The organism is Achromobacter maghribensis, assembly GCF_057334215.1.
This window is the reverse complement of record NZ_JBHFII010000001.1, coordinates 1-24,805: the sequence shown is the minus strand read 5'-3', so window position 1 is coordinate 24,805 and position 24,805 is coordinate 1. Positions and strand designations below refer to the sequence as shown.

At 65.1% G+C, this 24,805-nt stretch carries 24 protein-coding genes and 1 pseudogene; 11 read left to right on the top strand and 14 right to left on the bottom strand.

The window, feature by feature from the left end; all coding sequences use genetic code 11:
• Nucleotides 1-2: 2 nt before the first annotated feature.
• From hpaI to ACE039_RS00110, 4 genes are read right to left on the bottom strand one after another with little or no spacing between them, the layout of a single operon-like run.
• A complete protein-coding gene (gene hpaI, locus ACE039_RS00125; RefSeq protein WP_310029663.1) occupies nucleotides 3-803 on the bottom strand; it encodes a 4-hydroxy-2-oxoheptanedioate aldolase in 801 nt (266 codons plus the stop codon).
• Nucleotides 804-818: 15 nt separating this feature from the next.
• Nucleotides 819-1,622, bottom strand: a complete 804-nt coding sequence (hpaH, locus tag ACE039_RS00120) for a 2-oxo-hept-4-ene-1,7-dioate hydratase (protein WP_485821308.1) — start codon at nucleotides 1,620-1,622, stop codon at nucleotides 819-821.
• Nucleotides 1,623-1,639: 17 nt separating this feature from the next.
• Complete coding sequence (locus ACE039_RS00115; RefSeq protein ID WP_485821307.1) at nucleotides 1,640-2,389, bottom strand: fumarylacetoacetate hydrolase family protein; 750 nt, start codon at nucleotides 2,387-2,389, stop codon at nucleotides 1,640-1,642.
• A gap of 10 nt (nucleotides 2,390-2,399) precedes the next feature.
• Nucleotides 2,400-3,452, bottom strand: a complete 1,053-nt coding sequence (locus ACE039_RS00110; protein ID WP_485821306.1) for a fumarylacetoacetate hydrolase family protein — start codon at nucleotides 3,450-3,452, stop codon at nucleotides 2,400-2,402.
• Between the two features lie 204 nt (nucleotides 3,453-3,656).
• Between ACE039_RS00110 and hpaE the strand changes: the two genes are divergently transcribed.
• Nucleotides 3,657-5,123: a 5-carboxymethyl-2-hydroxymuconate semialdehyde dehydrogenase gene (gene hpaE, locus ACE039_RS00105; RefSeq protein WP_485810765.1), complete on the top strand. Its 1,467-nt coding sequence runs from the start codon at nucleotides 3,657-3,659 to the stop codon at nucleotides 5,121-5,123.
• A gap of 26 nt (nucleotides 5,124-5,149) precedes the next feature.
• A complete protein-coding gene (gene hpaD, locus ACE039_RS00100) occupies nucleotides 5,150-6,001 on the top strand; it encodes a 3,4-dihydroxyphenylacetate 2,3-dioxygenase (RefSeq protein ID WP_485821305.1) in 852 nt (283 codons plus the stop codon).
• Between the two features lies 1 nt (nucleotide 6,002).
• On the opposite strand, the gene hpaR is transcribed toward hpaD, so the two are convergent.
• Together hpaR and ACE039_RS00090 are read right to left on the bottom strand one after the other, a co-directional pair.
• A complete protein-coding gene (gene hpaR / locus ACE039_RS00095; RefSeq protein WP_105556358.1) occupies nucleotides 6,003-6,467 on the bottom strand; it encodes a homoprotocatechuate degradation operon regulator HpaR in 465 nt (154 codons plus the stop codon).
• 112 nt (nucleotides 6,468-6,579) lie between these two features.
• The gene (locus ACE039_RS00090) at nucleotides 6,580-7,212 is read right to left on the bottom strand and encodes a hypothetical protein (RefSeq protein WP_448708467.1); all 633 of its coding nucleotides are present in this window, start codon (nucleotides 7,210-7,212) and stop codon (nucleotides 6,580-6,582) included.
• 427 nt (nucleotides 7,213-7,639) lie between these two features.
• Here ACE039_RS00090 and radA point away from each other — a divergent pair, with 427 nt between their 5' ends.
• From radA to ACE039_RS00075, 3 genes are all read left to right on the top strand, one after another.
• A complete protein-coding gene (gene radA, locus ACE039_RS00085) occupies nucleotides 7,640-9,001 on the top strand; it encodes a DNA repair protein RadA (protein WP_105556356.1) in 1,362 nt (453 codons plus the stop codon).
• A gap of 97 nt (nucleotides 9,002-9,098) precedes the next feature.
• A complete protein-coding gene (locus ACE039_RS00080; protein WP_485821304.1) occupies nucleotides 9,099-9,878 on the top strand; it encodes a sulfite exporter TauE/SafE family protein in 780 nt (259 codons plus the stop codon).
• 191 nt (nucleotides 9,879-10,069) lie between these two features.
• A complete protein-coding gene (locus ACE039_RS00075; protein ID WP_105556354.1) occupies nucleotides 10,070-10,309 on the top strand; it encodes a hypothetical protein in 240 nt (79 codons plus the stop codon).
• 130 nt (nucleotides 10,310-10,439) lie between these two features.
• Here ACE039_RS00075 and ACE039_RS00070 read toward each other — a convergent pair whose 3' ends face one another.
• The 3 genes from ACE039_RS00070 to ACE039_RS00060 form a co-directional block, all read right to left on the bottom strand.
• Nucleotides 10,440-11,396 carry a 2-hydroxyacid dehydrogenase gene (locus ACE039_RS00070; RefSeq protein ID WP_105556603.1) on the bottom strand — a complete coding sequence of 319 codons (957 nt, stop codon included), beginning with the start codon at nucleotides 11,394-11,396 and terminating at the stop codon, nucleotides 10,440-10,442.
• A gap of 116 nt (nucleotides 11,397-11,512) precedes the next feature.
• The gene (locus tag ACE039_RS00065) at nucleotides 11,513-12,481 is read right to left on the bottom strand and encodes a Bug family tripartite tricarboxylate transporter substrate binding protein (RefSeq protein WP_448708465.1); all 969 of its coding nucleotides are present in this window, start codon (nucleotides 12,479-12,481) and stop codon (nucleotides 11,513-11,515) included.
• Nucleotides 12,482-12,555: 74 nt separating this feature from the next.
• Nucleotides 12,556-13,557: a Bug family tripartite tricarboxylate transporter substrate binding protein gene (locus ACE039_RS00060; protein WP_310029638.1), complete on the bottom strand. Its 1,002-nt coding sequence runs from the start codon at nucleotides 13,555-13,557 to the stop codon at nucleotides 12,556-12,558.
• Nucleotides 13,558-13,777: 220 nt separating this feature from the next.
• Between ACE039_RS00060 and ACE039_RS00055 the strand changes: the two genes are divergently transcribed.
• The 5 genes from ACE039_RS00055 (at nucleotide 13,778) to garL (ending at nucleotide 18,646) form a co-directional block, all read left to right on the top strand.
• Nucleotides 13,778-14,707: a dihydrodipicolinate synthase family protein gene (locus ACE039_RS00055; protein ID WP_310029635.1), complete on the top strand. Its 930-nt coding sequence runs from the start codon at nucleotides 13,778-13,780 to the stop codon at nucleotides 14,705-14,707.
• Nucleotides 14,708-14,777: 70 nt separating this feature from the next.
• Nucleotides 14,778-15,584, top strand: a complete 807-nt coding sequence (locus ACE039_RS00050) for a FadR/GntR family transcriptional regulator (protein ID WP_369868263.1) — start codon at nucleotides 14,778-14,780, stop codon at nucleotides 15,582-15,584.
• Between the two features lie 24 nt (nucleotides 15,585-15,608).
• The gene (locus tag ACE039_RS00045) at nucleotides 15,609-16,721 is read left to right on the top strand and encodes an Ldh family oxidoreductase (RefSeq protein WP_105556350.1); all 1,113 of its coding nucleotides are present in this window, start codon (nucleotides 15,609-15,611) and stop codon (nucleotides 16,719-16,721) included.
• 87 nt (nucleotides 16,722-16,808) lie between these two features.
• Entirely contained in the window at nucleotides 16,809-17,810 is a 1,002-nt protein-coding gene (locus tag ACE039_RS00040; protein WP_448711440.1) for a tripartite tricarboxylate transporter substrate binding protein, read from the top strand.
• A 68-nt stretch (nucleotides 17,811-17,878) separates the two neighbouring features.
• Nucleotides 17,879-18,646, top strand: coding sequence for a 2-dehydro-3-deoxyglucarate aldolase (gene garL / locus ACE039_RS00035; RefSeq protein WP_485821303.1), 768 nt, complete (start codon nucleotides 17,879-17,881; stop codon nucleotides 18,644-18,646).
• A gap of 45 nt (nucleotides 18,647-18,691) precedes the next feature.
• On the opposite strand, the gene lysA is transcribed toward garL, so the two are convergent.
• On the bottom strand, nucleotides 18,692-19,924 hold the full coding sequence (gene lysA, locus ACE039_RS00030; RefSeq protein ID WP_485821302.1) for a diaminopimelate decarboxylase: 1,233 nt from the start codon (nucleotides 19,922-19,924) through the stop codon (nucleotides 18,692-18,694).
• Nucleotides 19,925-20,039: 115 nt separating this feature from the next.
• Between lysA and ACE039_RS00025 the strand changes: the two genes are divergently transcribed.
• Nucleotides 20,040-20,966 carry a LysR family transcriptional regulator gene (locus tag ACE039_RS00025; protein ID WP_485821301.1) on the top strand — a complete coding sequence of 309 codons (927 nt, stop codon included), beginning with the start codon at nucleotides 20,040-20,042 and terminating at the stop codon, nucleotides 20,964-20,966.
• Nucleotides 20,967-21,090: 124 nt separating this feature from the next.
• Here ACE039_RS00025 and rpsT read toward each other — a convergent pair whose 3' ends face one another.
• The 4 genes and pseudogenes from rpsT to ACE039_RS00005 all read right to left on the bottom strand — a co-directional run.
• A complete protein-coding gene (gene rpsT / locus ACE039_RS00020) occupies nucleotides 21,091-21,354 on the bottom strand; it encodes a 30S ribosomal protein S20 (protein ID WP_006225453.1) in 264 nt (87 codons plus the stop codon).
• Between the two features lie 309 nt (nucleotides 21,355-21,663).
• The gene (locus ACE039_RS00015) at nucleotides 21,664-22,626 is read right to left on the bottom strand and encodes a FecR domain-containing protein (RefSeq protein WP_448711450.1); all 963 of its coding nucleotides are present in this window, start codon (nucleotides 22,624-22,626) and stop codon (nucleotides 21,664-21,666) included.
• Between the two features lie 193 nt (nucleotides 22,627-22,819).
• The gene (gene murJ, locus ACE039_RS00010) at nucleotides 22,820-24,379 is read right to left on the bottom strand and encodes a murein biosynthesis integral membrane protein MurJ (RefSeq protein WP_485821300.1); all 1,560 of its coding nucleotides are present in this window, start codon (nucleotides 24,377-24,379) and stop codon (nucleotides 22,820-22,822) included.
• Nucleotides 24,380-24,642: 263 nt separating this feature from the next.
• Nucleotides 24,643-24,805, bottom strand: a pseudogene (locus ACE039_RS00005) (3-hydroxyacyl-CoA dehydrogenase); the annotation flags it as partial.

The following is a 24,805-nucleotide window of genomic DNA, read 5'->3' as shown; positions in this document are numbered from 1 at the left end:
GTTTAGTACGGGCCTTTGCCCGCCGCCACCGTTTTCACGTCTTTGAATTCTCCCGCCAGGCTTTCCGCCGCCCGCGCAAGCAGCACGGCGTCCACGCCCACCGCCACGAAGGTGGCTCCCAGTGCCAGGTAGTGCTTGGCCTGCGAAACGCCGCTGTGCAGGATGCCGGCGGCCTTGCCGCTGCGCACGATGCGGGTGATGGCGTCATCGATGGTCTTCAGGACCTCGGGGTGTTCAGGCTGACCCAGGTAACCCATGCTGGCCGAGAGGTCGGCGGGGCCGATGAAGGCGCCGTCCACCCCGTCCACCGCCAGGATTTTGTCCAGGGCGTCGATGCCACGCGGCGTTTCGATCTGCACCAATACGCACATCTGGTCGTTGGCACGTTCCAGGTAATCGGGAATGCGGTTCCAGCGTGACGAGCGCGCCAGGGCGCTGCCCACGCCCCGGATGCCCGCGGGCGGGTAGCGCACGGCGGCGACGGCGGCTGCCGCTTCTTCCGCGGATTGGATCATGGGGACCAACAGGGTTTGGGCGCCGGTGTCCAGGATCTGCTTGATCTGCACCGGGTCGTTCCAGGCCGGGCGCACGACGGGCGCCACCGGATAGGCCGCCACCGACTGCAGTTGCGCCAACGTGGTCTGCAACGTGTTGGGAGCGTGTTCGCCGTCGATCAGCAGCCAGTCAAAGCCCGCGCCCGCGACGATTTCCGAGGTATAGGCGCTGGCCAGGCCGGCCCACAGGCCGATTTGGGGCTGACGGTCGCGCAAGGCTTGCTTGAAGGTATTGGTGAGGATGTCCATGGACTGCATGCCGTGTTAAATGAAATGACAGTTGACGGAACCCAGCACGCCGTAATCGACATTGAACGTGTCGCCGGGCCGGGCGGCTACCGGTCGAGTGAAAGACCCCGACAGGATGATTTCTCCGGCCTCCAGCGCCACATCGTGGGCGGCCAGCTTGTTAGCCAGCCATACTACGCCATTGGCGGGGTGATTCAAGACGCCCGCGGCAACGCCCGTTTCCTCGATGGTGGCGTTGCGCGACAGGATGGCGCCGATCCAGCGCAGGTCCAACTCGCCGATCTTCACCGGGCGTCCGCCCATGACCACGCCCGCGTTGGCGGCGTTGTCCGCGATCGTGTCGAATACCTTGCGCGGACGCTTGGTGTCGGGATCGATACCGTGCGAACGCGCGTCAATGATCTCCAGCGCGGGGATTACGTAGTCGACGGCGTCATAGACCTGAAACAGCGTCAAGCCGGGGCCTTGCAGGCGCTTGCCCAACACGAACGCCAGTTCGACTTCCAGCCGCGGCAGGATGAAGCGGCTGGCCGGGATGTCGCCGCCGTCCTCGAAGAACATGTCGTCCAGCAGCATGCCGAAGTCGGGCTCGTCGATCTGTGACGCCTGTTGCATGGCGCGGGACGTCAGCCCGATCTTGTGGCCGCGTTTGACGCGGCCCTCCGCCAGTTTCAGGTCCATCCACGCGCGCTGGATGGCATAGGCGTCGGCAATGCCGATGTCCGGATGTTCCAGCGAAATCTGGCGGATTTGCGTGCGGGTGCGTTCGGCGTCGTGCAGGCGCGCGGCAAGGGCGCGCACGGTTTGGATGTCTAGCATCGGGTGTCCACGGTGAATCAGGAAGGGAAGGGGGCCAGCGTGTTGACGAGTCGTCCCACGCCTTCGATCTCGGTCACGACTTCGTCGCCGGGCATGACGTTCACGATGCCGTCGGGCGTGCCGGTCAGGATCAGGTCGCCGGGAGACAGTGTTATGAAGCTGCTGAAGTACTCGATCAGCGCGGGCACGTCGAACACCATGTCGCGCGTGTTGCCGCGCTGCGTCTCGATGCCGTTGACGGTGGTGCGCAGGGCCAGGTTCATGGGGTCGGGCACGTCGTCGCGGTCCACCAGCCAGGGGCCAAGCGGCGTGCAGGTATCGCGGCTCTTCACACGCAAGTTGGGGCGATACCAGTTTTCCAGGTAGTCGCGTACCGCGTAGTCGTTGGCGACGGTGTAGCCCGCGACGTAGTCATAGGCCTGGTCGCGTTTGACACGGCTTGCAGGTTTTCCGATGACGACCGCGAGCTCGCATTCATAGTGCATGAACGCGGCGTCGGACGGGCGCAAGGTTTGTGCGCGGTGTCCGACGAATGTGTTGGCTGCCTTCAGGAAACCCAGCGGCTCGTCGGGCGCCTTGAAGGCCAACTCGCGGGCATGGTCCGCATAGTTGATGGCCAGCGTGAAGGTGGTGCGGGGTTCGATGGGCGGCAACCAGGCCACGGCGTCTTCGGCCAGGATGCGGCCGTCGGCCAGACGGATCTGGCCTGGCTCCGCTTCCGTCGCCGCGTGGGTGACGTCCTCGTAAACGATGCGTGCGTGCTTCATGGCGGCTTCCTCAAGCGGTGGCGGCGGCAAGCAGGTTGCCCAACGTGCCAATCTGCGGGATTCGGATGTCATAGCGCTGCCCGGCGCGCAGGCGCGGCGCGTCGTGGGGGGCGCCGACCAGCAACATGTCGCCCGCCTCGAAGCTCATGAACTGTGTGACGTCGGCGATCAGCCGAGCAATCGGCCGGACCAGGTCGGCGGTGCGGGTCCGTAGCGCCAGGATGCCATCCACATGGATTTCGATCTCCAGCGCGTCGGGATCGGCGATGGATGCGGCCGGCGTCATGCCGTGGCCGATAGGGCAGAATCCATCACGGCATTTCTGCTTGAGCGCGGGCCGGAAATAACTGGCGTGCGGCACGGAAAGGTCGGCGACGACGCGGTAGCCTGCGACGTAGCGCAGCGCTTCCGCCTCGCTGACCCGGGTGGTGCGACGCGAGAACACCACACCCAGGCAGCCGCCCACTTCGACCTCGTCCACGTCGGCAGGTAGCGTGATGACGGCACCGTCCTGCGCATAAGTGTTGGCGGGCTTGATATAGAGCACCGGCTCCTTGGGGGGAGCGTTGTACGGTGGTGCGTGCATGGCGCCGCCCAGCGCTTCCAGGGACTGCCGCGTGTTCAGGGCAGTGCCCACCACGGTTCGAGGGAGCGCCGCCCGGGCCGCGGCCGCTTCTGCGGCGCGCGCGGCGAGATACTCGCGGTAGTTGTTCACTTTGTAGTTCAGTACCGGGTCGGCTTCTTCGATTTGCATCGAAATGCCCAATGGATTCGCGGCCATGTGCGGCGCCAGCGCGGTGGTCAGGGCCTGGAACACCCGTTCGCCCAATGCCGCCTTTTGCGCGTCGCTGCGACCGTGCCCGACGCGCAACACGACGTGAACAAAGGCATTGTCCGGGTGGCCGTCGACAATCAGGCAATCGTCCACGCGCAAGGCTCGCGTACGGGCGCCGGCCAACGGGAAAAGGGTGCCGTCGCCGACGGCGGCGTCCTGCACGGTACGCATCAGCGCGGGCGTGTCCAGCTTCAGATTGCCGGAGTACTCAATCCAGATGTGGGGCATGTCGTCTCGCTGAACATATAGTTAGCATGTTAATTATCATAGTGAAAAAGCACGAACACGGCAACGCGCGGCGGGTGTAGGACCGGTTCAACCGGGATGGGGGTTTCCCGCCGTTGACAGCGCTACACCGTCCGCATATTGTTAACGTGTTAATTATAAGGGCTGGACGAAATTCACCGTTCCGGTCACGCACGAGGAGCGCACGTGAGCGTCAAACACTGGATAAATGGCAAGCAGGTCGATAGCGCCGACCATTTCGTGACCTATAACCCGGCCACCGGCGACGCCATCGAAGACGTCGCCGCGGGTGGCCAGGCCGAGATTGATGCCGCGGTGTCCGCTGCGGCCAATGCCTTCCCGAAGTGGGCCAATACGCCCGCCAAGGAGCGCGCCCGGTTGATGCGCCGGCTGGGCGAACTGATCGAACAGAATGTGCCGCAACTGGCCGACCTGGAAACTCGGGATACGGGTTTGCCCATCTCGCAAACGCGCAAGCAACTGATCCCGCGCGCCGCCGAGAATTTCAGTTTCTTCGCCGAGGTCTGCACGCGGATGAACGGCCATACCTACCCGGTGGACGATCAGATGCTGAACTACACGCTGTACCAGCCGGTCGGCGTGTGCGCGCTGGTGTCGCCCTGGAACGTGCCGTTCATGACCGCCACCTGGAAGACCGCGCCATGTCTGGCGCTGGGCAATACCGCGGTGTTGAAGATGTCGGAATTGTCGCCGTTGACGGCCGACCAACTGGGCAGGCTGGCACTTGAGGCCGGCATCCCGGCGGGCGTGCTGAACGTGGTGCAGGGTTACGGCGCCACGGCGGGCGACGCGCTGGTGCGTCATCCCGGCGTGCGCGCCATTTCTTTCACGGGTGGCACCGTGACAGGCAAGAAAATCCTGGCCAGCGCTGGTGGCATCAAGAAGTACTCGATGGAGCTGGGCGGCAAATCGCCGGTCCTGATTTTTGACGATGCGGACGTGGAGCGCGCGCTTGACGCGGCATTGTTCACCATCTTTTCGCTGAACGGGGAACGTTGCACGGCCGGCTCGCGCATCTTCGTCCAGCAGCGCATTTACGACGACTTCGTGCGCCAATTCGCCGCGCGCGCCGAGCGGCTGGTGGTGGGGGATCCGGCGGACGACGCCACCCACGTGGGTGCGATGATCACGCGCCAGCATTGGGAAAAGGTGACGGGCTACATTCAGTTGGCGGAACAGGAGGGCGCCCGCATCCTGGCGGGTGGCGCGGGACAGCCCCTGGGTCTGCCGGCCCATCTGGCCGGCGGCAATTTCGTGCGCCCCACCGTGCTGGCCGACGTCGACAACCGCATGCGTTGCGCGCAGGAGGAAATTTTCGGCCCCGTGGCCTGCCTGATCCCGTTCAAGGACGAGGCCGAGGGCCTGGCGCTGGCGAACGACGTGAAATACGGGTTGGCCTCTTATATCTGGACAAGCGACATCGGCCGCGCCCACCGCCTGGCGCGCGGGATCGAAGCGGGCATGGTGTTCATCAACAGCCAGAACGTGCGCGATCTGCGCCAGCCGTTCGGCGGCACGAAGGAATCGGGTACGGGGCGAGAGGGCGGGGAATACAGCTACGAAGTGTTCGCCGAAATCAAGAACGTGTGCGTGTCGCTCGGTGGCCACCACATCCCGAAATGGGGCGCATGAGCGCCGGGTACCAGGAGACAACCATCATGGGTAAGCTTGCACTGGCGGCCAAGGTGACGCATGTGCCGTCGATGTACCTGTCGGAACTTCCCGGCAAGCACCACGGCTGCCGAGAGGCGGCCATCCAGGGGCACCGCGTCATTGGTGAACGCTGCCGTGAGCGGGATGTGGACACGATCGTGGTGCTGGACGTGCATTGGCTGGTCAATGGCGGCTATCACGTGAATGCCAATGGGCGATTCCAGGGACGCTACACCAGCAACGAGCTACCGCATTTCATCAAGGATATGGACTACGCGTACCGAGGCAATCCCGAATTGGGGCGGCGCATCGCCGAGTGCGCCAACGCGGCCGGGGTGGGCACGCGCTCGCACGAGATCGACAGCCTGGAGCTGGAATACGGCACGCTGGTGCCGATGCGCTACATGAACGGCGACGGTCGCTTCAAGGTCGTGTCGGTGGCGGGCTGGTGCGCGTGGCATGCGCTGGACGACAGCCGACGTTTCGGAGCGGCGTTGCGCCAAGCCATCGAGGCCAGCGACAGCCGAGTTGCGGTACTGGCCAGCGGGTCGTTGTCGCATCGCTTCAATGACAATGGCAGTCCGGAGGCCGCCATGCATCGGATCAGCCGCGAGTTCTACCGTCAGGTGGATCTACGTGTGGTCGAGCTGTGGCGCCAGGGAGACTGGAAGACGTTCTGCGCGATGCTTCCCGAGTACGCCGACCTGTGCGTGGGCGAGGGTGGGATGCACGACACGGCGATGCTGTTGGGATTGCTGGGCTGGGATGGCTATGACAAGCCGGTGGAGATCGTCACTGATTACTTCACCAGCTCCGGTACCGGGCAGATCAACGCGATCTTCCCGGTGCCGGCCTGAGTCACGGCTCGCCGGATTCGCGCGAGGCGGGCGCGTCGCGCTTGATCAGGTCAACCATGGCGTCCACGTCGCGGTACAGGCGCTCGAGCAGTTCCTTGCCGATCTTGCCTTCGATCTCTTGATATTTCGCATCCACCTGAGGGCGCATGCGGTCGATCAGCTTATTGCTTTTAGGGGTCAGGGAGATTTCCTGGCGCCGCTGATCGGCGCTGGAGCGCACGCGCTTGATCAGGCCCTGCTCTTCCATGCCGGCCAGCATGCGGGTCAAGCTGGGGCTGAGGATCTGGCAACTACGGGCGATCTGGTTGGGTTCCATCGAGCCGACTTCGCTCAAGGTGCGCAACACGCGCCATTGTTGTTCGGTGACGCCCGCCGCATGCAGCACAGGGCGGAAATGCGCCATCAGGGTTTCGCGCGCGTAAAGCAGCAGATGGGGAAGATTGCGGTGGTGGAAGCTCGGACTCATGGCGGCTATGTTAGCAAGAAGCCGCCCATTTTTTGACCAAATATTTGCGTGCGTCTTGCGCGCCACACCTCCCATCGGACTGGGGCCGATGAGAGGTGCTGGGGGACGGGGATCAGGCCGGGTTTTGCTGCGCCAGTTCCTGCAGGTCGTCCGGCAAGGTCAGGTCAGGGGCGCCCTGCTGCAATTCGCGCAACGCCTGGACGGCTTCGTCCTGCCTGTCGTCCTGGACCAGGGCGCGGATGTGGGCCACGCGGGCCTCGAGGTCCTGTTCGCTGAAGGCCACGATTTCGGTCGCCGTGGCTTCGCCTTGCTGCGCCGATTCGGCGGCCGCGGTTTCCGGAACGGCGGGCGCGGCCTGAGACTGGGGCGCGGGGGCCTCGTTCGGGGCGGCGGAGACACGTTGGGCGGCAACCGGCGCGGCCTGCATGCTCACCAGCGTTTCGGCCGATACGGCCGAGGCGGGGGAGCGTTCAGCGCTGGCGCTGACCTCGTGGGGAGCCGCCAGTTGGGCGTTCATTTCCTGCATGTCGGCGTTTTCGCGCATGTCGGTCCAGGCGAACAGGCCCGCCACCATCGCGGCGCAAGCGGCCGCGGCCCAGCCGGGATGCCAACTGTGACCGGGGTGCCAGGTACGGCGCACCGCCGCGTCAAGTTCGGGACTGGTCCCGGGTCTGGGCTTACGGTACAGGGCGCGCAGATCCCGTTCATCGTCTTCGTCGAAAGGGGGGCGATAGGTAATGCTCATGCGCGTACTCCTCGCGCATACGTCCGGTGGCAGGACATATCCGCGTTTGACCTTTGCTGGGCGCCGCGCCGGTGGTCCGGCGGTCTCGTCGTGGCTAGGGTCTTGTTCCGGTTTATGCGGCCTCGGCAAAGACCGCAGGTCGATTGCGCCGCGATTCCCGTTGCTGCGCCCGTAAAGGGCGTCTGGCGTCGGGTATGCCATCCTGACCGGACGGTTCGACAATGCGCTGCACCCGTTGATTATGCGCGATTTGCAGAAATCCGGCAGAGAATTTCTTCTATTTGCATGATGTAACTTTGGACTGTCCCCGTTAGTGAAAGCGAAATGACAGATTCGCGCACCGGGACGGCGCAATCAGGGCGCGGGCGCGCCTTTTTGATGCCTGCCTTGCAGGCTGAAAAGACAGGTTGCCGGTACACTTTCGCGCATGGCCAAATCCCGAACCGTATATGTGTGCGCCGACTGCGGCGGCACCACCCCGAAGTGGCAGGGCAAATGCCCGCATTGCAACGCCTGGAACACCCTGGAAGAAACGGTGGAATCGTCGACGCCCGCTGCGTCGGCGCACCGCTACGCGCCGCTGGCCTCGGCCAGCCCGGTGCGCAGCCTGTCTGAAATCGAAGCCCGCGAAACGCCGCGCCAGCCTACCGGGCTTGACGAGTTCGACCGGGTGCTGGGCGGCGGCCTGGTGGCCGGTGCGGTGGTGCTGATCGGTGGCGATCCGGGCATCGGCAAGTCCACGCTGCTGCTGCAGGCGCTGGCATCGATGTCCCAGAGCACCAATGTCCTGTATGTCACGGGCGAGGAATCCGCCGAGCAGGTCGCGCTGCGCGCCCGCCGGCTGGACTTGCAGACCGGCAATGTCAACTTGCTGGCCGAGATCCGTCTGGAGGCCATCCAGGCCGCGGTGTCCGAGCAGAAGCCGACCGTCGCGGTGATCGATTCGATCCAGACCCTGTACAGCGGTGAACTCAGCGCCGCGCCCGGCTCGGTGTCGCAGGTGAGGGAGTGCGCTGCGCAATTGACGCGGCTGGCCAAGCAGACCGGCATTGCCATCGTCATGATCGGTCACGTCACGAAAGACGGCGCGCTGGCGGGCCCGCGCGTGCTGGAGCACATCGTGGACACCGTGCTGTATTTCGAAGGCGACACGCATTCGTCGTTCCGGCTGGTGCGTGCATTCAAGAACCGCTTCGGCGCGGTGAACGAATTGGGTGTCTTCGCGATGACCGATCGTGGCCTGCGCGGCGTGGCCAATCCATCCGCGCTGTTCCTGTCGCAGCACGAACAGCAGGTGGCCGGTTCCTGCGTGATGGCCACGCAGGAGGGCACGCGGCCGTTGCTGGTCGAGATCCAGGCGCTGGTCGACAGTTCCCATGCGCCCAACCCGCGCCGTCTGACCGTGGGTCTGGAAGGCAATCGCCTGGCCATGTTGCTGGCGGTGCTGCATCGGCACGCCGGTGTCACCACTTTCGATCAGGACGTTTTCGTCAATGCGGTGGGCGGGGTGCGCATCACGGAACCGGCGGCGGATTTGCCGGTGCTGCTGGCCATCATGTCGTCGCTGCGCGACAAGCCGCTGCCGCGCGGTTTGATCGCCTTCGGCGAGGTCGGCCTGGCGGGCGAGATCCGGCCCGCGCCGCGTGGGCAGGAACGCTTGCGCGAAGCGGCCAAGCTGGGCTTTTCCATTGCGTTGATCCCCAAGGCCAACGCGCCGCGCCAGCCCATCGAAGGCCTGGAAATCTGGGCGGTGGACCGCTTGGACGCCGCATTGGACAAATTGCGTTGACGTCCCGGTCCGGCGCAAGCCGGGCCCGGTCCGCTTGAATCTCCCTTTTTTTTCGAATCGCCCATCCTGGACAAGGCCGGGTCTGCTGGAGCAAGACGTGAGTCTGTTTGTGATTGCCGCGTGCCTGGCCGCGGGTGGCCTGATTGGTTTCATGGGCGGCGTGCTGGGCATCGGAGGCGGACTTATCGCCATCCCCGCGCTGGTGCTGTTGATGGGGATGTCTCAACAACTGGCTCAAGGCACGGCGCTGATCATGGTGCTGCCGGCGATCACGATGGCCGTGCGCAAGTACAACCAGCAAACGCGGATCGACAAGCGCGTCGCCGCGGCGGGCGCGGCGGGCGCCGTGGTATTTACCTGGGTGGGAGCGCGACTGGCCCTGGGCATCGATTCCAGCGTGCTGCGTCAGAGCTTCGCCGTATTCTTGTTCTTCATCGCCTTGTTCTACGTCTGGCAGACCTGGCGCGCCGCGCGTCCCGCAGCGAGGCGCACGCAGGCCAACAAGGCGCCGGCTCCGGTCTTCACCCCGCGGCGCGCCAGCGTGCTGGGCATGCTGTGCGGCACGCTGGGCGGCTTCTTTGGTGTGGGCGGCGCGGTACTGGCCGTGCCCATCATCACGTCGGTATTCCGCTTGCCGCAGACGATGGCGCAAGCCTTGGCGTTAAGCATGGTGATCCCCGGGTCGACCATCGCGCTGATCACCTACGCGTGGGCGGGGCAAGCGGACTGGATGGTCGGCCTGCCGCTGGCCATCGGCAGCCTGCTGTTCGTGCCGGTCGGCGTGAAGCTGGCGTATCGCCTTCCTGAACGCAAGCTGAGAATCAGCTTTGCGGTGATGCTGTTCGCCACCGTCGCGCTGCTGGCCTTCGAGGCGTAGACGAGTCAGCCTCATTCATGACCCGGTGCGCATCGGCGCTTTTCTATTTCCAAGCGTTAGCGTCCGAAATTTTATGGTTCCAGGTTGAACCTTCTGGATGGGCCGACTTCAAACGGAGTACGGGGTAAGCGGCGATGTTGCCGCCCCGTGTCGGAAGAGGCTTCGGCCTTTTACATTCAGGAGTTCATGAAATGACGACTCACTCCCGTATTGCTGCGTTCTTGTCCACCTCGGCCTTGTGCCTCGGTCTTGCTGCTGCGCCTTCGGCGTTCGCGGCGGGCGCCGATGCTTCGGCCAAGGCGGGCGATACCAAGACCCAGGCGCAGCACAAGCATCACAAGTCTGACAAGACGTCCGCCAAACCGGCGGCCGCCAAATCGGGCACAGCATCGAAGATGGACCATTCCGGCGCCACGACGCCGGCGAAGTAGGCAAGGGGCTGTAAAGCCCGATATCGTTCCTTTGCAAGAAGACTGCCGGCCCCGCGGGACCCGGAAAGTCGAAAGCCTCTCGGTATGGGCACCGAGAGGCTTTTTCGTTTCTACCGTGACGCCAGGCGCGTCATTCCACCGGCGTGATCACGCGACCGGTGTCGAAGTAGGCCTGAAGATTGTCCAGCATCAGGTTTTCCATCGCAAGGCGCGTCTCCAGCGTGGCGCTGCCGATGTGCGGCAATACGACGGCGTTGTCGCTCGTGGTCAGCGCGTCCGGCACCTTGGGTTCGTGTTCGAACACGTCCAGCGCGGCGCAGCCCAGCTTGCCCGATTCCAATGCGGCCACCAGGGCGGTCTCGTCAATGACGGGCCCGCGCGCGATGTTGACGATGATGCCCTTGGGACCCAGCGCTTCCAGGACCGGCTGGTTCACCAGATGGCGCGTGCTGGGGCCGCCCACCGTGGCCACGATCAGGAAGTCCGCCCACGTGGCCAGATCGACCAGCGAGGCCTCGTAGCCATAGGCGATGTCGTCGCGCTTGCGGCGGTTGTGATAACGCACGTCCATGTCGAACCCGGTGCCGCGCTTGGCAATCGCTTCACCGATCCGGCCCAGGCCCACGATGCCCAGTTTCTTGCCGCTGACGCGCTGGCCCAGCGGGATGCTGCCGTGCACCTGGCCCCACTGGCCGGCGCGCACGAATCGTTCGCCCTGGCCCATGCGACGAGCGCCGGCGATCAAGAGGCCCCAGGCCAGGTCCGCCACGCAGTCCGTCAGCACGTCCGGTGTATTGCTGACCTGCACGCCGCGCTTGCGGGCCGCGTCCACGTCGATCGTTTCGTAGCCCACGCCCCAGCTGCAGATGGCTTTCAGGTCGGGCAGCGCGTTGATGAGTTCGGCGTTGGCGCCGAAGTTGGCCGACGTGACGACCGCCGTGATGCCCTTGCCGTGTTCGGCCAGGGCGGCTTGGCGGTCGGGGAATTTCCACAGCTCGACAACGTCGTACCGGTCGGCGAGGTTCTTGTTGGCGGAGGGGGAGCCGGCCAGCGAGCCGACCTGGATGATGCGATGCTTAGTGGTCATGTTGTCGTACGGGTGGGTGGCGAAAATGGTCATGCTACTTGATTCGGCCTTGAAATCCGCAAAGGGGATGCCCGCAGGCACCCCCTTTGCGTGTTTCCTGTTTGGCTTGCCGGTGACTATTCCAGCTGGATATTGGCTTTCTGGATGACGTCCTTCCAGCGCTTGACCTCGCCTTGCTGGAATGCCGTGAACTGCTGCGGCGTATTCGCGACGACTTCGAAGCCCAGGCCTTGCAGCGTCTGCTCGGTCTTCGGGTCGCGCAATGCGGTCTGCAGCGCCTTCGACAGTTGCTGCACGACCGCCGGCGGGGTGCCCTTTGGCACGGCGAAGCCTTGCCAGGAATACACCACCATGTCCTTGATGCCGGCTTCGCTCAGCGTGGGCACGTTGGGCAGGTCGGACGCGCGCGCATCGCCCGTGATGGCCAGGGCCTTCAGCTTGCCGGCCTTGATGTGATTCTGCACCGCGCCCAGGTTCTGGAACGACACATTGACCTGCCCGCCAATCAGGTCCGCGATGGCCGCGCCGCCGCCCTTGTAGGGGACATCCACGCCCGTGCTGCCCGTGCGCTGGCGGAACAGCACGGCGGACAGGTGGTCGGACGAGCCCGTGCCCGACGACGCGTAGGAGACGCTGCCGGGATGCTTCTTCGCATAGTCGACCAGTTCGGCAACGGTGCTGGCGGGAAAGGAGTTGGCGGCGACCAGCACATTGGGATTGCGCACGGCCTGCGTCAGGTATTCAAAATCCTTGCTGGGGTTGTAAGACAGGTTTTTGTAAAGCGCTTCGTTGATGGCGAAAGTGCCGATCGAACCCACCATCATGGTGTAGCCGTCGGGCGTGCTGCGAGCCAGGGCCTGCGCGCCGATGGCGCTGTTGGCGCCCGGCTTGTTTTCGACCACGAAGGTCTGGCCCAGCAGTTTCGACAGCGCGGGCGTGACCGACCGCGCGGTGATATCGGATGAGCCGCCCGGCACGAAGGGCACGATCATGGTGATGGGCTTTTCGGGGTAGCCGGCGGCCTGGACCGCCGGCCCGCCAAGCAGGGCGGCGCCGGCCGCAATGGCGCAGATCAGTTTATTCATGGTGTCTCCTGGTTCGCGTGATGCTGGGAAGCCCGCCGCTCACGCGTTGCGCGCGGGCCTGGATCTGCGCCAGGTCAGTCGACCTTGGCGCCGGATGTTTTCACGACTTCGGCCCACTTCACGGTTTCTTGCGCCATGAACTGTTTGAATTGCGTCGGAGTGTTGCCCGAGGGCGTGGCGCCCTGGGCCTGCAGTTGCGCGCGCACCGGCTCTTGCTGCAGCGCGGCCGCCACGTCGCGCTGGATCTTGTCGACGATGGCGGGTGGCGTGCCCGCAGGCGCCAGCAATCCGAACCAACTGGAGGCCTCATACCCTTTCACGCCGGCCTCGGCCAACGTCGGCACATCCGGCAGCGCGGGCGAACGGGCGGTCGTGGTGACCGCCAATGGCCGCAGCTTGCCGCCCTTGATGTAGCCCATGGAGGAGGGCAAGTTGTCGAAGATCAGGTCGGCGGAGCCGCCCATCACATCCGTCAGGGCGGGGCTGCTGCCCTTGTACGGAACGTGCGTCATGCGCGTGCCCGTCATGCTCTGGAACAGTTCGCCCGACAGGTGCGTGGACGTGCCGTTGCCGGTGGACGCCATGTTGACGGTGTCCGGATTGGCCTTCAGGTACTTGATCAGGTCCGCCACGGTGCGGATGCCGTGTTTGTCGGCGAACTTGGGATTGAGCTCAAGGATGTTCGGCACCGGGATGACGAGCGTCACGGGAACGAAATCCTTGACGGGGTCATAGGGCAGCTTGGCGTAGACGGACTGGTTGATTGCGTGCGTGCTGACGGTGCCCATCAGCAACGTGTAGCCGTCGGCGGGCGCGCGCGCCGCCTCGGCCGAACCGACGTTGCCGCCCGCGCCCGCCTTGTTGTCCACCACAACAGATTTGTTCCAGCTCTTGCCCAATTCGGCCGCCACGACACGCGCGGCGATGTCCGCCGTGCCGCCGGCGGGGAAGGGCACGATGATCTTCACGTCGCGTTCGGGGTAGTCGGCCAGCGCAGGGGCCGCCGGAAGCAGAAAGGCGGTGGCCGTCAGCATGGCGGCGGTAAACAGCCGGTTGCGCAGGGGAGCTGCTTGCATGGAACGTGTCTCCTTGGTGTGCGCGTGGCCGCGCATCGTTTGTGGGGAATTCCAACCCTGGCGGGGCCCGGGCTTAAAGCCGCAAGGCGCCCGCGGCACCCTGCGTTTTGCTGCCGTCTTACTTGTAAAACAAATATAGGTATTGAGGTTATGGTTGTCAACCAAGTATACTTTTTTCACCTCACTCATCTAACAACTGGATCAGCCAGGAGCCCCGTCCATGAAAACTTCCCCGGTATCCGCCCAGGACTTGCAGCGTTCGGTTATCGCCGTGCCGCCGTTGGCCCGCCACGACGACCTTTCCCTGAACGAAGCCGCCAACAAGGCGTTGCTGGGCCACCTGGAAGCCGGCGGCGTGCGCAATGTGATGTATGGCGGCAACGCCAACTTCTACAACGTGGCAGTCAGTGAATACGCGCGCATCGTTGACATGCTGGCGGGCCTGGCAGGGTCGGATACGTGGATACTGCCGTCGGTTGGCCCCGACTACGGCAAGATGATGGACCAGGCGGCGATCCTGCGTTCGCGCGCCTTCCCCACGGCGATGCTGCTGCCCATGTCATTCCCGTACACCGACGCCGGGCTGGCGGATGGCGTGCGGCGATTTACCGACGCGTTGGGCAAGCCCGCCGTGGTCTACATCAAGTCGGCGGATTATCTGGCGCCGGACACGGCGGCGCGCCTGATCGAGGAAGGCCGCATCGTCGCTTTCAAGTACGCGGTCGTGCGTGACGACCCGTTGAAGGATCCGTACCTGTCGGCCTTGTTGCAAGCGGTGGATGCGCGCTGGGTCGTCAGCGGTATCGGCGAACGCCCGGCCATCGTCCATTACCGCGACTTCGGGCTGAAGAGCTTCACGTCGGGTTCCGTATGCGTGGCGCCGCGCGGATCGATGCGCTTGCTTCATCTGCTGCGCGAAGGCCGCTACGACGACGCCGAGGCCGTGCGCGAACATTACCTGGGCCTGGAGGATTGCCGCGATGGCATCAGCCCGATCCGCGTGCTGCATGACGCCGTGACCTTGTCCGGCGTGGCGGACATGGGCCCCATGCTGCCGCTGTTGACCGGCATTTCCAGCGCGGAACGCGAACGCGTGGCGCCGGTGGCCCGCGCGCTGGCGGCATGGGACAAGGAAGCCGTGGCGGCCTGAGCTTGAACGCGGCGGCCGGGCGCCTCCCGTCGGACCGCCTGTTGGCGGTACGATGGGCGCTGTTCACGGAATGGTGAGCAGGCCTAAGCACTCAGGAGGTTTCGTGGCCCGATCCAAAGCATCAACTTCATCCGAGCCGCAGGCGCCCGTCGAGTCCGAGGCGCCGGGTTCGCCCCCGCTTGAACGCGGGCACCGGGTGCGGCTGGCGGATCAGGTCTACGGGCAGGTTTTCGAACAGATCGTGTCCGGCGGCTTGAATGTCGGCGACAAGCTGCCCTCTGAAAACGAGATCTCGGAACGCTTTGGCGTATCGCGGCCCGTCGTGCGCGAAGCGTTATTGCGTTTGCGCGCCGACGGTCTGATCACCGCGCATCAGGGGCTGGGCACGTTCGTCAGCCATCAGCCCGCGCCGCGTCTGAAGACCTTCAACGACGTGCAGAACGTCAGCGCCTATCTCCGCGCGCAGGAGGTGCGGGTGGCGCTGGAAGGCGATGCGGCCCGGCTGGCCGCGCTGCGCCGCACGGACGAGCAATTGAAGAAGATCACCGATGCGCATGCGGCATTCGCCGACAGTCTGACGCACGGCCAGGTCTCGCCCGAGGCCGATCTGGCGTTCCACGCCAGCATTGCCGAGGCCAGCGGCAACGACTTCTATCTGGGGGTGCTGGAAAGCATCCACGAATCCATCAACGGTTTCATGCGGCTGACGTTGAGCCTGACGCGCACCGGCTCCCGGCAGCGCGCCCAACGCGTCGTGGACGAGCACGCGACCATCCTGGATGCCATCCGCGAACAGGACAGCGAGCGCGCACGCGTTGCCATGCAATTCCATCTGGGGCAGGCGCGTCACCGGCTGGTGGATCGCGAGCGCGACTGACATCAACAATATCGGAGACAACGAGTGCAAGCGAACGGAACAATAGCGAAGACCGTGCCGGTCGAGCAGGTCCGCGAACAGATCCTGCAGGTGCTGCAAGCCTGGGGCATGGACGAAGACCTGGCGCACACCACGGCCGGCCTCATGGCGCAGACCGACTTGCTGGGCATCGATTCGCATGGCATTTCGATGCTGCCGTCCTATGAGGAAAAGCTGCGCGCCGGTTCTTTGCGGCTGGATGCGCGCGCGCGGATCGTGCGCGATGGCGGGGCCAGCGCATTGATCGACGGCATGGGCGGCCTGGGCTACCCGGTGGCGTCGCAGGCCATGCACCTGGCGGTCGACAAGGCCCTTGAGCATGGCGTGGGCGCGGTGTCGGTCTGCAATTCGCATCATTTCGGCGCAGCCGGCGTGTATGCGCGCATCGCGGTGCAACGCGGCGTGGTCGGTCTGGTGACCAGTAGCGCCAATGGCATCATCATGGTGCCCACGCGCGGCGCCATGCCGATGCTGGGCACCAATCCCATCGCGTTCGGCGCGCCGGCGGCCCATAACGAGCCCTTCGTGCTGGACATGGCGACGACCACGGTCGCGGCCAATAAAGTGAAGGTCTACGACTTTCTGGACAAGCCGCTGCCGCCAGGATGGGCGGTCGACGGGCAGGGCGGGGCGGTCACCGATGCCGACGCCGCGATGCAGTTCATCTTCAAGCGCCCGGAAGGCGGCCTGACGCCATTGGGCGGCACCTCAGCGATGAGCAGCCACAAGGGCTACGGCCTGGCGATGATGGCGCAGATCCTGGGCGGCACGCTCAGCGGCAGCGCGTTTGCCGCCCGCCGCGCGCCGACCCGCCGCCCCGGAGAGCCGGACGACGTCGGGCATTTCTTCCTGGCGCTGAACCCCGACGCGTTTCGCGCCGCGGGCTCGTTCGAATCCGATATGGATGACATGATCGACGCGCTGCACGACACGCCGCCCGCCAACCCTGACGAGCCCGTGCTGGTGGCGGGCGAACCCGAGGCGGCCGAACGCGCGCGCCGGCTGCGCCAGGGCATCCCGATTTCCAGCGCGTTGGCCGAGCGCCTGCGCGGCATCTGCGAGCGTGCTGGCACGCCGTATCTGCTGGAAGATAGTTGAATCGGCTGAAGCGGCGTGCCGCGGCAAGCGATAAGCACAGACCCGGACACCGGGCGATAACGCGATAAAAACCATGAGGAGACAACCATGCGACAGAACCCACCCGTGGCGCGCAGGCGCCTTGCCATCCTGGCCGTTGCGGCGGCCGGGGCGCTGACCCTGCTGCCCGGGGCTGCGGCTGCCCAGGCCGGCGCCTGGCCCGCGAAGCCCGTCAAGTTGGTCGTGCCGTTTCCGGCTGGCGGCAGCACGGATTCCGTGGGCCGATTGCTGGCGGCGGAGCTATCCAAGGAATTGGGCCAAAGCGTCATCGTGGAAAACAAGGGCGGCGCCAACGGCAATATCGGCTCTGACGTCGTGGCCAAGTCCGAACCGGACGGCTACACCTTGCTGCTGTCCGGCGTCGGGTCCAACGCCATCAGCTATGCCGTCTACCAGAACATGCCCTACCGCAACAGCGACTTCGCGCACATCTCGCTGCTGGCAACGGGCCCCAATGTACTGGTCGCCAACATGGAGTTTCCCGGCAAGACCTTTGCGGACTTCATTCGCCTGGCGCGGGAGAATCCGGGCAAGTACACGCACGCCAGTTCGGGCAGCGGCTCGTCGGGCCACCTGGCCATGGAGATGCTCAAGCAGGACGCCAAGATCGATCTGGTGCACGTGCCATACAAAGGGGGCGCGGCGGCCATCACCGACATGATCGGCGGACGCGTTTCGGTGATGTTCCTGAACCAGGACACGCTGTTGCCGCAGGTGACTTCCGGCAAGCTGCGCGCGCTGGCCGTCGCCAGCGCCAAGCGCAATCCGGCGTATCCCGACACTCCCACGGTGGCCGAATCGGGCTATCCCGGCTTTTCGGCCGAGTCCTGGTTTGGCTTGTCCGCGCCCGCCAAGACGCCGCCCGCCGTGATCCAGCGCTTGAACCAGGCGACGGTGAAGGCGCTGGCGTCGCCGGAAATCCGGCAGAAGCTCGAAAGCGTGGGCTTTGTGGTGGTGGGGGATGACCCCAAATCGTTCTCGGCATTCGTCGACAACGAAATCACGAAGTGGGGCAAGGCGGCCAAGGCATCCGGCGCCCGCATGGACTGAACAGCGTGTCGCCGGGCCCCGGCCCGGCAGTTATCCGTGTTTTTCTTTTCTGCAAAACGAAGGCGGCAATGAACTCACCCTTACCCAACCGTTTCCGGCAACGCATCCTGGCCCGCGAACGGCTTATCGGTTTCTGGATGTGCATGTCCAGCCACATCACGGCAGAGCTTGTCGGGCTGGCGGATTTTGACTGGCTGCTTCTGGACGGCGAGCATTCGCCTAATGAAGTGCCGATGTTCCTGCAGCAACTGCAAGCCCTGCAGGGCAGTGCCAGCGCCGCCGTGGGCCGGCCATCGTGGAACGATCCCGTGCAGATCAAGCGTCTGCTGGATATCGGTTTCTACAACCTGCTGATTCCGTTCATCGAGTCGGAGGCCGATGCGCGGCTGGCCGTGGCCGCAACCCGCTATCCGCCGCAAGGCATCCGCGGCGTGGCCGGCGCGCAGCGTAGCAACCGCTATGGCACGGTGCCCGATTACCTGCAGACCATCAACGACAACATCTGCGTGCTGCTGCAGATCGAAAGCCGGCCGGGCATCGACGCGGTCGACGAGATCGCGTCCGTCGAAGGCGTGGACGGCGTCTTCATCGGGCCGTCGGACCTGGCTGCGGCGCTGGGCCATATTGGCAACCCGGGCCACCCCGAAGTGCAGGAGGTCATCCGTCACCTGCACCAGCGCGTGACGGCCCAGGGCAAGGCCGTGGGTATCCTGGCACCGGTGCACGCGGACGCGCGCCGTTACCTCGACATGGGCATGCATTTCGTGGCGGTCGGCACGGACCTGGGTGTGTTCAAGCAGGCGACCTTCGCGCTGCGCGACGCGTTTCCGACCTGACGCGTTTTTGCAAACAGCCCCGCATATTGTTGCGGGGCTGTTTGCTTATTCCTCCAGCGCCAGCAATTCACTGACGGTCTGGCGGCGCCGGATCAAGCGGGCGTTGCCCTGGTCAAGCAGCACTTCCGGCGCCAGCGGCCGGCTGTTGTAGTTCGAGGACATCGACGAGCCGTAAGCGCCCGCGTTGTGGAACACCATGAAGTCGCCAATGCGCGGCTGCGGCAACAACTGGTCCGACATCACGCCGCCTTCATCCTGCGTGAACACGTCGCCCGATTCGCACAGCGGGCCGGCGACCGCGATGCGGGTTTCGGCCACGCCCTGCGGCGCCGAGCCGTCGGGCGCGTGCACCGAGATGCGGTGATAGCTGCCGTACATGGCCGGGCGCATCAGGTCGTTGAAACCGGCGTCCACCAGCGCGAAGTCGCGCTCGGGGCGGCGGTTGATCGAATGCACTTCGGACACCAGCACGCCGGCTTCGGCCACCAGGAAACGGCCGGGCTCGATTTCCAGCCGGACCGGGTGCCCCAGGAATTGTTCGATGCGCTTGCGGGCTGCGTCCCATTGCTCGAAATAGTGGTCGCAATCGATGCGCGGTTCGCCGTCGCGGTAGGGGATGGACAAGCCGCCTCCGGCCGAGATCGCTTCAAGATCATGGTCCAGCGAGCGCACCACGTCGACCATGGCGTCGCAGACGCTGGACAGGTGGCCGTAGTCGACGCCCGAGCCGATGTGCATGTGGATGCCCACGAGCTTCAGGCCATGGCGGCGCACGATGGAGACGGCTTCGGCCACGTCGTCGATCCAGATGCCGTGCTTGCTTTGCGGGCCGCCGGTGTTGGTCTTGTTGCTGTGGCCATGGCCGAAGCCGGGATTGATGCGCAGCCAGACGCGGTGCCCGCGCGAGGCCTGGCCCACACGCTCCAGCATGTCCAGCGATCCGGCATTGACGGTGATGCCGTGGCGAAGCACGGTGGCCAGCGTGGCGTGGTCGATCAGGTCGGCCGTGAAAACCATGCCTTCGGGTTCGCCCTTGGGATCGAATCCCGCGGCCAGGCTGCGTTCGATCTCGCCCAGCGATACGGCGTCGACCACCGCGCCTTCTTCGCGCATCAGACGCAGGATGTGCAGGTTGGAGCAGGCCTTCTGCGCGTAGCGGATGGTGTCGAAGCGTCGCAGTTGCGAGATGCGTTCGCGGATGACGTTGGCGTCGTAGACCCACAGCGGCGTGCCGTGCTGGGTGGCGAGTTGGGTGAGTTGGCGCGGATCGAATGCCATGACGGACGGGGACCTTGATTGGAGATTGAAGCCAGGCGGCATGATGCCCGGTCGCGAGCATCCAGTAAAATGCTTATCTTTGGAAGACCCATTCAGTTTTGATATGGAGTGGCGCATGTTGACGCATCGGCATATCGAAGTGTTCCGCGCGGTGATGATCGCCGGCAGCGTGACCCGGGCGGCCGAACTCTTGAGTACCTCGCAGCCCACCGTCAGCCGCGAGCTGGCGCGCATGGAGCAGGGCATTGGCTTTGCCTTGTTCGAGCGCGTGCATGGGCGGCTGCGGCCTACCATGCCGGCACTGGCGCTCTACGACGAGATTCGGCAGTCCTATGCCGGCCTGGAGCGCGTGGCGTCCGCCGCGGCCCGGCTGCGCGCGTTCCGGGGCGGTCAGTTGTCGGTGATCGCCTTGCCGGCATTTTCGCATTCCATTTTGCCGGACGCGTTCCGGCGTTTTCATGATCAGCATCCTGGTGTCAGCCTGTCGCTCGAGGCGCAGGAGTCGCCGTTTCTGGAGGAATGGCTGACCGCGCAGCGATACGACCTGGGCTTGACGGAACACGACGCCGCGCCCGCCGGCACGCGCGTGCAGCTGCTGTTGCAGGTGGATGAGGTATGCGTGCTGCCTGACGGGCATGCGCTAGCGGCCAAGCCGGAGATCGATCTGCCCGATTTCGAGGGCCAGGCCTTCGTCAGCCTGTCGTCCAGCGATCCCTACCGGATACAGATCGACGAAGCCTTCGCCGAGGCAGGGGTGCTGCGGCGGTCCATCGTGGAAACACCCACGGCGGTGTCCGTGTGCACGTTCGTGCGCCAGGGGCTGGGCCTGGCGATCGTGAATCCGCTGACGGCGCTGGATTTCGCGGGCCGAGGCCTGCATATCCGCCCGCTGCGGCGGTCGTTCCCGTTCCGCGTGAACGTGGTCTTTCCCGAACATCGTCCGGCGAATCCGCTGGTGGACGCGTTCATGGCGTCGCTGGCCGCGGCGGCCGACGCCATCAAGCGTCAGCTGGCATCGTGCATGGCGCAAGGCGCCGCATAGGCGGGTCGCCTCGATGCCGGCTATCTTGGTCGTGCTTCGAGCAGGCAACAAAAAAGGATGCCCTGGGGCATCCTTCTTCATTTGCCGTATTCATGACGCCCCAAAAAGCAGGGGCGGCAGAATCTTAGGCCAGCGCCTTGATAGCGGCAGCCAGGCGGCTCTTGTGGCGAGCGGCCTTGTTCTTGTGGATGATGTTCTTGTCAGCCACGCGATCGATCACGCTCGAGGCCTTCTGGAACACTTCGCCAGCCGAAGCCTTGTCGCCAGCGGCGATGGATTGGCGAACGCGCTTGATGGCGGTGCGCAGCATCGAGCGCAGGCTGGAATTGTGCTTGTTGCGCTCAACGGATTGGCGAGCGCGCTTGCGGGCTTGGGCGGTATTGGCCATGTTGCTATATAAGTTGAATTCGGCAAAGTCGAACATTGTAGCAAGTCCCTGCGGGATTGCAAGCTTTTAATGTTTGATCTACCGATGAAGCGCCCGTCAACCGGGCGGGGGGCGCTAAAGGTTAAGGTTCCTGGGCCGGAGAACCCGTCGCTGGAAATGATTCCAAGCTTGAGCACTCTTAGCTGGACAACCCTGGCGGATGGTCCTCAAAAAGCCTTGAGGAAAAACCCGCGGCGCCTACTGGATAAAAACACGGTACTGAGTATACAACGAAGCGGGCCGCAGGCACAGGCCCGAGGCGCGGCGTTGTCAGGCGGCGACGTTGATCGACACGAACCAGGGCGTGAAGCGCCGCACGCTGATCGGCATCATGTCTTCAAGCGTGTCCAGCGCGGCATTGGTATCGTCCAGCGGGAAATGGCCCGACACGGGCAAGCCGCCGGCGGCCATCGACAGGCGCAGCGTGCCGGTCCGATAAGGCCGCAGCGCCGCGATCACCTCGGCCAACGGTCGGCCGCGGGCGTCGACCCACCCGGATTCCCAGGCGGCTTCCGCCATGAGCTCGGCGCGAGGGGTATCCATGCGGGATGCGTCGAAACGGGCGCCGGTGCCGGCGCGCACGGAACCGTGGGCGCCCGACATGGTTTCCACTTCGACTTCATGTTCGTGCACCACGACGACCGTGCGCTGCGCCTGCTGGCGCACCATGTAACGGGTGCCCAGGGCGCGTACGGTGCCTTCGGCGGTCTGCACCAGGAACGGGCGGCGCGCATCGGGCGCGACGGAAACCGTCACGGCGCCATCCAGCAGGCGGACCTGCCGGTAGGCGGGCGTGAAGTCCAGATTGACCCGGCTGCGCGCATCCAGCAGCAACTGGCTGCCGTCCGACAATACATACCGGCGCCGCTCGCCCGTGGCCGTCGCGGCGTCCGCCGCGACATTGTTCAGGGGATAGAAGGCGTTGCCGACATAGGCGGCGCAAGCGCCGGTACTGGCGAGCGCCAGCGCGCCGGTCAAAAAGCGGCGGCGTGCCGGCATGATGGCCGGGGGCGGAGGGATCAAGGGCTGCGCGGGCGATCCGGCGGCGTACCCGGCAGGGTAGGCATCGCCAAGCCGGCCGAACGACGATCCTGAAAGCGTGCCTGTCAGTTGCTGCCAGGCATTTTCATGCACCGGGTCAGCCGCTCTCCACGCCAGGAAGTCGTTGTAGTCCTGCGCAGTCGCTTTGCCGGACCGCAGCAGCAGCAACCAATTGATCACCTGGTCCGCCATGGGTTGTCCTTGGGCGTACTTCACTTCATCATCCCGCATGCAGTGCCGGCGGGGATCCTCTCGATGGCAATTTGTAAATAATAAAGGTTTTTTACCAAAGATTACGGCCCGATTGTCGATTCTTGACGAATCTACGGCAAAAAAGCCGGCGGAAGCCGGCTTTTTGACGGGGAAGTTACGCCAAGGCATGAATTTACCGGGTGGGGCGTCGTCCAAAGTCCTTAGGGCGGAACCCAAAGAGTAACAACGTTCCGAAGTAGACCAGTCCGCTGGCGGCCAGGACACCCCCCAGCCAAGCGGCCCGCAGGCCCGCATGGGCTTGCATGGCGATCCAGTCGATGCGCCCGTCCGCGTACCAAAGCAGGGCCGACAGCGCGACCAGCGCCGGGATCAGGCGCAGCATGAATACCGTCCAGCCGGGACCCGGCTGATACACGCCGCGGCGCCGCAGGCCGATCAGCAGCGCCAGCGCGTTCAGGCAGGCGCCCAGCCCGATGGCCAGGGCCAGGCCGGCGTGGGCCATGAACGGCACCAGCGCCAGGTTCATCAGCTGCGTCAACACCAGCACGCCGATGGCGATCTTGACCGGCGTCCGGATGTCTTGCTTGGCGTAAAAGCCGGGTGCGAGGATCTTCACCGACAGCAGGCCGATCAGGCCAACGGAATAGGAAATGACGGCCAGGCGCGTCTGCAGTACGTCCTGGGCGCCGAAGGCGCCATAGTGGAACAGCGTGGCGACCAGGCCGTCCGATAGCAGCGCCATGCCCACCGCGGCGGGCAGGCCCAGCAGCAATACCAGGCGCAGGCCCCAGTCCAACAGGGCGCTATAGCCGCCGTGGTCGTCCCGTGCGTGGGCGGCCGACAGGCTGGGCAGCAGCACCGTGCCCAAGGCGACGCCCAGCAGCGCAGTGGGGAATTCCATCAGGCGGTCGGCGAACGACAGCCAGGTCACGCTGCCCGGCGTCAGCCAGGTGGCGATGTTGGTGTTGATCAGCAAGGAAATCTGCGCCACCGAGACCCCCAGCGTGGCAGGGGCCATCTGCTTGAGAATGCGCTGGACGGTCGGATCGGCCCAGGCTTCGCGGAAGCGCAGGGAAAAGCGTGGCGTCAGGCCCAGCCGCGACAGGGCGATCCATTGCACTGCCAGTTGCGCCACGCCGCCGATCATGACGCCGATGGCCAACGCGTAAACGGGGACGTCCATGCGGGGCGCCAGCCAGATGCAGGCGCCGATCATGGTCAGGTTCAGCAGCACCGGCGTGAATGCCGGCACGGCGAAACGGCGCCAGGTGTTCAGCACGCCCGAGGCGAAGGCGATCAGCGACATGCAGAAGATGTAGGGGAACATCATCCGCGTCATCCAGACGGCGGCGCCGAATTCGGTGTCCCTGGCGGCCCCGCGCAGGCCGCTGGCCATGGCGGACACGACCCAGGGAGCGGCAACGATGCCGATCAGCGTGATCAGCATCAGCGTGGCCGTCAACAGCAAGGCTACGCGGTCCAGCAGCGTGCGGACCTCTTCTTCAGACCGATTGTTGCGCGCGCTGCCCAGAATGGGTACGAAGGCCTGGGCGAAAGCGCCTTCGGCGAACAACCGCCGCAACAGATTGGGAATACGGAAGGCGACCCAGAAGGCGTCGGTGATGGGGCCGGCGCCAAAGGCGCGAGCAACCAGGATGTCGCGGATCAGGCCGGAAATGCGGGACAGCAGCGTGAAGCTGCTGACAGTGGCCGCCGAACGGAACAGGCTCATGGATGGACTACGTAAAAAAGGGGCCATCTGGCCCCGCAAACACAATGCCCGTTGAAAGGGGCCATGCCGCGCTGCACACCGCTCCAGGCAAGAATGTCTTTTCCCCGCCGGGCCGCCCCAAGGGGAAAAGCGCCCCCTCGGGGGGCAGCAAGCGTGCGAAGCATGCGCGGCGTGGGGGCATCATTTCCCGCCGGGCCGCCCCAAGGGGAAAAGCGCCCCCTCGGGGGGCAGCAAGCGTGCGAAGCATGCGCGGCGTGGGGGCATTACTTCGGCGGCATGCGGATGGCGCCGTCGAGGCGAATGGTCTCGCCGTTCAGCATATCGTTCGTGACAATGCTATAGACCAGTTTGGCGTAGTCTTCCGGACGGCCCAGGCGGGCGGGGAAGGGGATGCTGGCGGCCAGCGAATCCTGCACTTCCTGGGGC

What these genes read in the sequence shown, in the direction of transcription:
- hpaI (WP_310029663.1), bottom strand. Translation starts at nt 803, where the DNA reads ATGGACATCCTCACCAATACCTTCAAGCAAGCCTTGCGCGACCGTCAG.
- hpaH (WP_485821308.1), bottom strand. Translation starts at nt 1,622, where the DNA reads ATGCTAGACATCCAAACCGTGCGCGCCCTTGCCGCGCGCCTGCACGAC.
- ACE039_RS00115 (WP_485821307.1), bottom strand. Translation starts at nt 2,389, where the DNA reads ATGAAGCACGCACGCATCGTTTACGAGGACGTCACCCACGCGGCGACG.
- ACE039_RS00110 (WP_485821306.1), bottom strand. Translation starts at nt 3,452, where the DNA reads ATGCCCCACATCTGGATTGAGTACTCCGGCAATCTGAAGCTGGACACG.
- hpaD (WP_485821305.1), top strand. Translation starts at nt 5,150, where the DNA reads ATGGGTAAGCTTGCACTGGCGGCCAAGGTGACGCATGTGCCGTCGATG.
- hpaR (WP_105556358.1), bottom strand. Translation starts at nt 6,467, where the DNA reads ATGAGTCCGAGCTTCCACCACCGCAATCTTCCCCATCTGCTGCTTTAC.
- ACE039_RS00090 (WP_448708467.1), bottom strand. Translation starts at nt 7,212, where the DNA reads ATGAGCATTACCTATCGCCCCCCTTTCGACGAAGACGATGAACGGGAT.
- radA (WP_105556356.1), top strand. Translation starts at nt 7,640, where the DNA reads ATGGCCAAATCCCGAACCGTATATGTGTGCGCCGACTGCGGCGGCACC.
- ACE039_RS00075 (WP_105556354.1), top strand. Translation starts at nt 10,070, where the DNA reads ATGACGACTCACTCCCGTATTGCTGCGTTCTTGTCCACCTCGGCCTTG.
- ACE039_RS00070 (WP_105556603.1), bottom strand. Translation starts at nt 11,396, where the DNA reads ATGACCACTAAGCATCGCATCATCCAGGTCGGCTCGCTGGCCGGCTCC.
- ACE039_RS00065 (WP_448708465.1), bottom strand. Translation starts at nt 12,481, where the DNA reads ATGAATAAACTGATCTGCGCCATTGCGGCCGGCGCCGCCCTGCTTGGC.
- ACE039_RS00060 (WP_310029638.1), bottom strand. Translation starts at nt 13,557, where the DNA reads ATGCAAGCAGCTCCCCTGCGCAACCGGCTGTTTACCGCCGCCATGCTG.
- ACE039_RS00055 (WP_310029635.1), top strand. Translation starts at nt 13,778, where the DNA reads ATGAAAACTTCCCCGGTATCCGCCCAGGACTTGCAGCGTTCGGTTATC.
- ACE039_RS00050 (WP_369868263.1), top strand. Translation starts at nt 14,778, where the DNA reads ATGGTGAGCAGGCCTAAGCACTCAGGAGGTTTCGTGGCCCGATCCAAA.
- ACE039_RS00040 (WP_448711440.1), top strand. Translation starts at nt 16,809, where the DNA reads ATGCGACAGAACCCACCCGTGGCGCGCAGGCGCCTTGCCATCCTGGCC.
- garL (WP_485821303.1), top strand. Translation starts at nt 17,879, where the DNA reads ATGAACTCACCCTTACCCAACCGTTTCCGGCAACGCATCCTGGCCCGC.
- lysA (WP_485821302.1), bottom strand. Translation starts at nt 19,924, where the DNA reads ATGGCATTCGATCCGCGCCAACTCACCCAACTCGCCACCCAGCACGGC.
- ACE039_RS00025 (WP_485821301.1), top strand. Translation starts at nt 20,040, where the DNA reads ATGTTGACGCATCGGCATATCGAAGTGTTCCGCGCGGTGATGATCGCC.
- rpsT (WP_006225453.1), bottom strand. Translation starts at nt 21,354, where the DNA reads ATGGCCAATACCGCCCAAGCCCGCAAGCGCGCTCGCCAATCCGTTGAG.
- ACE039_RS00015 (WP_448711450.1), bottom strand. Translation starts at nt 22,626, where the DNA reads ATGGCGGACCAGGTGATCAATTGGTTGCTGCTGCTGCGGTCCGGCAAA.
- murJ (WP_485821300.1), bottom strand. Translation starts at nt 24,379, where the DNA reads ATGAGCCTGTTCCGTTCGGCGGCCACTGTCAGCAGCTTCACGCTGCTG.